The 6,007-nt window shown below is 64.4% G+C and carries 5 protein-coding genes and 1 pseudogene; 1 reads left to right on the top strand and 5 read right to left on the bottom strand.

Annotated features, from left to right (window positions below; translation table 11 throughout):
- Window positions 1-137: 137 nt before the first annotated feature.
- From hemC to ABIV12_RS14325, 4 genes are all read right to left on the bottom strand, one after another.
- Window positions 138-1,052: a hydroxymethylbilane synthase gene (gene hemC / locus ABIV12_RS14340; RefSeq protein WP_348060485.1), complete on the bottom strand. Its 915-nt coding sequence runs from the start codon at window positions 1,050-1,052 to the stop codon at window positions 138-140.
- A complete protein-coding gene (locus ABIV12_RS14335) occupies window positions 1,049-1,783 on the bottom strand; it encodes a LytTR family DNA-binding domain-containing protein (protein ID WP_348060483.1) in 735 nt (244 codons plus the stop codon). Before ABIV12_RS14335 ends, hemC begins: the two co-directional genes overlap by 4 nt.
- A complete protein-coding gene (locus ABIV12_RS14330) occupies window positions 1,780-2,850 on the bottom strand; it encodes a histidine kinase (RefSeq protein ID WP_348060481.1) in 1,071 nt (356 codons plus the stop codon). Before ABIV12_RS14330 ends, ABIV12_RS14335 begins: the two co-directional genes overlap by 4 nt.
- 476 nt (window positions 2,851-3,326) lie before the next feature.
- A complete protein-coding gene (locus tag ABIV12_RS14325; RefSeq protein WP_348060479.1) occupies window positions 3,327-3,998 on the bottom strand; it encodes an alpha/beta hydrolase in 672 nt (223 codons plus the stop codon).
- Window positions 3,999-4,209: 211 nt separating this feature from the next.
- Here ABIV12_RS14325 and ABIV12_RS14320 point away from each other — a divergent pair, with 211 nt between their 5' ends.
- Window positions 4,210-5,751, top strand: coding sequence for a malectin domain-containing carbohydrate-binding protein (locus ABIV12_RS14320; protein WP_348060477.1), 1,542 nt, complete (start codon window positions 4,210-4,212; stop codon window positions 5,749-5,751).
- A 68-nt stretch (window positions 5,752-5,819) separates the two neighbouring features.
- Here ABIV12_RS14320 and ABIV12_RS14315 read toward each other — a convergent pair.
- Window positions 5,820-6,007: pseudogene (locus ABIV12_RS14315) on the bottom strand (IS110 family transposase); the annotation flags it as partial.

Here is a 6,007-nt window from a genome sequence, read left to right as displayed (position 1 = left end):
GCCTGTTTTTGTTTCGGTCCGCGGTCGCATCAAACCGCAAACCCCCGCGCGTTTGTAAGGACGGCTTCAGCCGCGATGCTCTGCTGGGGGTCTCACAACAGAAGCATCGCGGCTGAAGCCGCTCCCACATTGTTTGTTTAGAGCCGCGCGAGAATCTCGCCTGCACCCTGCTCCATCAATCCCTCGGCGACTTTCTCACCGACGGATTGTGGATTGTCGGCGTCGCCCTCGGCCTGTGCGCGAACGAGTTGTCCATTCTTCGCATCACCCACCAGACCCCACAGCGCCAGCCCTTTTTCAGTCTCGATGCAGTAGCCCGCAATCGGCACCGTGCAACTGCCATGCAGTTTGCGATTCATCGCCCGCTCGGCGGTGACGCAGCGGTGGGTGGATGGATCGTTGAGCCCGGCAACCAGGTCGAGCACCTCGGAATCACCGACGCGACATTCCACCGCGATGGCACCCTGCGCAACCGCGGGCACCCACTCGGGTGGCGCCAGGCGAGCGGCAATGCGCGTACCGAATCCAAGGCGTTCGATTCCCGCACACGCGAGGATGATCGCGTCATAGTCGCCCGCATCGAGTTTTGCGAGACGCGTGTTGACGTTGCCGCGCAGGTCGACCAACTGCAGATCCGGACGCAGCGCGCGCACCTGCGCCTGACGGCGCAATGACGATGTCCCCACCCGCGCCGCGTGTGGCAACTCATCGAAACGTCGATAGCGTCCACTGATGAACGCATCGGCCGGATCCGCGCGATCGAGTACCGCGCCAATCTCAAACCCCGGCTCGATATCCATCGGCACATCCTTGAACGAATGCACCGCGATGTCGGCGCGATGCTCGATCATCGCGACCTCCAGCTCCTTGAGGAACAGACCTTTGCCGCCGACTTGCGACAGCGGACGGTCGAGGATCTGGTCGCCGCGCGTCGTCATCGGCACCAGCTCGACCAGCAGACCCGTGTGCAGCACGCGCAGCCGCGCGGCAACGTGTTCGGCTTGCCACAGTGCAAGTGCGCTCTGTCGGGTGGCGATGCGCAGCGTCTTCACAGGGTGCGCACCAGTTTGCGCAACAGCGGCAGGTTGCGCCGGCTGACTTCGAGTGCCGTGGCCACGCCGTCAACGTTCGCAAACAGCCGGCCATCGGGCGCGCGCGTCAGCCCGGCGAGTTTGGCCAGTGCGACGAGGCAGTTGCGGTGGATGCGCACGAAGCGACCTTCGAATTCGTCTTCCAGCGCCTTGAGGGGTTCCTCGATCAACACTTCGCCTTTTGCCGAATGCACGATGACGTATTTGTCTTCAGCCAGAAGGTAATCGATCTCCGCAACGGGCACCAGTACAAGGCTGCCGCGCACGCGCGCGCACAGATGTGTGCGGCGGCGTCCGGAATCGATCGCGTTCTCGACGCTGCGCGCCTTTTCGCCGCTCCAGCGTCGCACCTTCGCGAGCGCCGCCTGCAGGCGTTCGCTGCGCACCGGCTTCACCAGATAATCCACCGCATTCGCCTCGAATGCGGCAAGTGCGTGATCCTCGAATGCGGTGCAGAAAATCACTCCGGGCGGTGTTTCCATCAGCCCCAGGTGGCGCGCAGCTTCGAGGCCGTCCATCACCGGCATGCGGATGTCCAGCACGACCAGGTCTGGCTGGAGGCGCGCCACCGCATCGAGCGCATCGCGGCCATTCGCCGCGTGGCCGACCACCTCGATATCGGCGAGCTCGCCCAGCATCGTCGCGAGACGTTCGCGCGCGAGAGGCTCGTCATCGACCAGCAACACTTTCATCGCAGCGGCGTCTCGGGCAGGCGAACGGTGACGGTGTAGGCCTCCGGGCCCGGCTCGACGCGCAACTCCGCGCGCGCGCCGAAATGGTACTCGATGCGCGCGCGCGTGTTGGCAAGGGCGATGCCATTGCGACCGACCGGCGCGTCCGGCGGCAGCGGATTGTGCACGACGATCTCCACCGCGCCATTGAGGCGCCGACCTGTGACCCGCACCGTTCCGCCGTCTGCGCGCGGCTGGATGCCGTGATACACCGCGTTCTCCACCAGCGGCTGCAGCAACAGACGCGGCACCGCGAGATCGCGCGGCAGGTCGGTCACGTCCATCGCGATCTGCAAACGATCACCCAGTCGCAAACGCTCGATCTGCAGGTAGCGTCCGATCAGATCCAGCTCCTCGCCCAGAGTACCGAACGAATCGTCGGCACCCAAGGCCGCCCGAAACAGATCGGACAGGTTTTCCACCGCGCGCTCGGCGTCGTCCGGTCGCGTGCGGATCAGGCTGGCGATGGTGTTCATGCTGTTGAAAAGGAAGTGCGGTCGGATGCGCGCCTGCAATGCGTCGAAGCGCGCCTTCGACGCCGCCTGCACGCGTTCGCGCCATTGTTCAAGCACGAACAGGTAGCGCAGCAACGCTGCCGCGATCAACGCGCAGATGGCTGCATTGTCGAACACGAACCGTCGCGCAAAGCCGGCCGGCACGCTGAGATTGAGATCGAGCGCGAGATCCATCTGGCACACGATCGCGCTGGCCAGTGTGGTGACCGCGATACTGATGACCCACGCCACCAGAAATCCGGTGCGTGTCGGCAACCGCTCGAGCGGCCGGCGCATCGAACAGAGGACCACGCAATTCATCAGCGCCAGCCACTGCACGTAGAGGCTGACCACACCGACGCGCGGCAGCCACGGCTGCGTTCCCGCATCGGGCGACAGCACGATCACCAGCGCGACCAGCTCAACCACCACCATCACGGCGAACAGCGTCGGCGCACTGCAGAATTGCGGCAGCCAGCTCGTTGCCGGGCTATCGGCGCGCGTGGAACGACTGGTCGAAATCCCCGGTTTCATCAGCGGAGTATAGGGTTGCGAACATCGACTCGTCGGTGTCGCTCACCCGCGGGCTGTTGAAGAGGTGACGTCGGAGTCTCTTACCCCGTTCCTTCCTCTGCCACGCTCGGAAGCTGCACGCGGCGCAGTGGGGGCGAGTTGATCATTCGCTCCCATCAAAAGCGCTCCCTTCCGCCCTCCGGGCACCTTCCCCCGCTGCGCAGGGGAAGGGACGGATGTGCTGCGCGCTGATGGGCCGTCGGCACAAACGCTTTGGGCACAAAGAAGAAAAGCGCATCGCTTTTTGTGCGGCGTGCGCTTTCTCCTAGTTCTGCGCGTCCTCGGCGGTTGACGCTCTCGCTTCGCCGAATGCCCCAACCGCCGGTTTTCCTTCCCCTGCGCAGTGGGGGAAGGTTCCGAAGGCGGATGGGGGCGCTCTTCATTTTGCGCTCCGACGAAAGGCAACGACCGCGCGAGGGAAGGACGACCCCACTCGCTCAGCCAGGATCCCGCAACCGCGTCCCGATCCATGAGCGCAAGTCGTCGATTTCCTCTGCGCACACCTGGTGTGCCATGGGATATCCGTGCCATTCGACCGCATAGCCGAGGTGGGCGAGCGCATCGCGGCTGCGCGTGCCCAGCGCTTCCGGGACGATCGGGTCTGCGCTGCCATGTCCAAAAAAAATCGGAAGGCCCATGTTCGCCGTCGTTCGATCGGCCGCAGTGGCCGCCTCGAGCGGCAGGTAGGTCGACAACGCAACGATGCCGGCGAGGCGGGCTCCATGACGCACGCCCCCTGCGAGTGCGATCGCGCCACCCTGGGAGAAGCCGGCGAGAATGATCCGCTCGGGCGGAATGCCGCGCTCGGCCTCGCGCGCGATCAATTCGTCAAGCGAGGCGATCGATTCGCGAATGCCCGTTTCGTCCTGCTTCTGCGCGATCGCCATGCCGAGGATGTCGTACCACGCGCGCATGCGCACGCCGTTGTTGATCGTGACGGCACGCATGGGGGCATGTGGAAACACGAAGCGCACCGGTGGCCAATCGCGCCCCACAAGCTCTGGCACGATCGGCGCAAAGTCGTTGCCGTCAGCGCCGAGGCCGTGCAGCCAGATGATCGCGTGACGCGGATTCGGTGCGGTTTCGGTGTCGACAGTGGGCAGGGTCATGGGCGCTCCGGTGATTCGATCAAAGTGACAAGGCTGCCCGCGCCGTGGCGATTTGCCAAGCGCCGCGACAGCGTGTTGGCCATTGCACCTCTGATGCGCGGCGGCCGCCCAGCCCGTTGCAGCGGACGACGGCGACGCGTGACCGACGTCCGGTTTGGTCGTCGCGCCCATGCTAGCGTGCGTGCACTTCCCGATCGTCCCGAGGCGTGCCATGTCCGTGTTCAAGTCGCTGGCGCTGCCGATGTTGCTGATGGTCGCTTCCTCCATGTCCCACGCCGCCACTCCGGCGGATTTTCTCTACGGCACCAGCACGGACGGCGCGAGCCTGCCGTTTCGCTATTTCGTGCCGCCGGGCTATGACAGCACGCAGGCCTATCCAGTGATCCTGTTCCTGCACGGCTCGGGCGAACGCGGCAACAACAACACGGCGCAGCTCAACAACAACGCCAACGGCGCGCTGCAACTGATCGGCGACGAGCAACTCGCGCTGCAGCCCATCTTCATGATTGCGCCGCAGTGTCCAACCGATGGCTGGTGGGGCGGCGCAACGCTCACCACGGCGATCGGCCTTGTGGACCAGATTGCGCAGAGCTATCACATCGATCCCGATCGCGTGTACATCACCGGTCTGTCGATGGGGGGCATCGGAACGTGGAGCGCGGTCACCGCGCAACCCGCACGCTTCGCCGCCGCAATACCGATGTCCGGCAACGGAGACAGCAGTCCCGCGCCGTCGGTGGCCACGCTACCGTTCTGGTTCTTTCACGCCGACAACGATGGAACCGTGGGCGTTGCGGGTTCCGACGCGCTCGTTGCCGCATTGCGCGACGCCGGCGCCAGCACGATCTACACCCGCTACGATCTCGGCGGGCACGGCATCTGGCCGGTCGCGTATCGCCATCCGCTGTTGTTCCCATGGATGGTGTCGCAGCGACGCGGATCACCGAGCACGATCACCCCGCCGATCCTGCGGATCACGCAGCCCACCACTGCCGGCGCGTTTTCAACCGATCAATCGATAATTGATCTCAGCGGCATCGCCGACAACGATGGCAATACGATCGACAGCGTTGCCTGGAATGCAGTCGGTGGCGGCAGCGGAAACGCGACCGGCGCCACCAGCTGGAGCGTTGCTTCCGTGGCGCTAGCCGAAGGCTCAAACCTGATTCGCGTGACCGCGACCAGCCCGAGCGAATCCACCAACTATGCAGGCCACACCACTTTCAACGACACGCTTCGCGTGACGCGCACCGGTACGCCGCCGCAACCGGGCAGCGTGGTTGTCGCAATCAACGCTGGCGGTGCTGCGTACGCCGCAGCGGATGGCACGTCGTTCGCGGCCGACACCGCGTTCGATGGCGGCAGTACGCAGGTCTCGACCCACACAGTCAACGGAACCGCCGACGGCACGCTCTACAACAGCTGGCGCTTCGGCGATTTCGCGTATCACATTGCGGTATTGGACGGCGCCTACACCGTCGAGCTGCAGTTTGCCGACACCTACAACAGCGGCGTGGGCCAGCGCATCTTCGACGTCGCAATCGAAGGCGCAACCGTTCTGAACGATTTCGACATCATCGCAAGCGTGGGCGTCGATACCGCGACGGTCCGCCGGTTCGACGTGAACGTCAGCGACGGCATGCTCGACCTCGTGTTCGCCAATGGCAGCGCTGGCAGCGCACGCATCGACGCGATCCGGGTGATCCGCGCGAGCGGCGATTCGATTTTCGGGAACGGCTTCGAGGTCGAATGACGCCGATTGCCGGCGAACGTTCCCATGGGCTTGCAGTGCAACGATTTCCGTAGATACTGTTATTCGGATCAAGCTCCGTGAAGTCGTGAATCGAACGGTTTTCCGGATTTGAGAACGCCGAAGGCAACATGGGCGAGTTTTCGCATCATGGCGCCGATGATGAGTTTGGGCGCTTTGCCGTGAGCGGCGAGTCGTTGCCGGAAGCGTTTGCCCCAATCGGTCCGATACAGAGCCACCATCGCCGGCATGTAGAGCG

Origin of the sequence: Dokdonella sp. (assembly GCF_039926425.1) — a bacterium.
In the GTDB taxonomy this organism is placed as follows: Bacteria; Pseudomonadota; Gammaproteobacteria; order Xanthomonadales; family Rhodanobacteraceae; genus Dokdonella_A.
The sequence above is the reverse complement of the archived record's forward strand: the minus strand, read 5'-3'. Positions and strand labels throughout refer to the sequence as shown.

Coding starts and splice junctions, on each gene's coding strand:
- ABIV12_RS14325 (WP_348060479.1), bottom strand. CDS start 3,998: ATGACCCTGCCCACTGTCGACACCGAAACCGCACCGAATCCGCGTCAC.
- ABIV12_RS14330 (WP_348060481.1), bottom strand. CDS start 2,850: ATGAAACCGGGGATTTCGACCAGTCGTTCCACGCGCGCCGATAGCCCG.
- ABIV12_RS14335 (WP_348060483.1), bottom strand. CDS start 1,783: ATGAAAGTGTTGCTGGTCGATGACGAGCCTCTCGCGCGCGAACGTCTC.
- ABIV12_RS14320 (WP_348060477.1), top strand. CDS start 4,210: ATGTCCGTGTTCAAGTCGCTGGCGCTGCCGATGTTGCTGATGGTCGCT.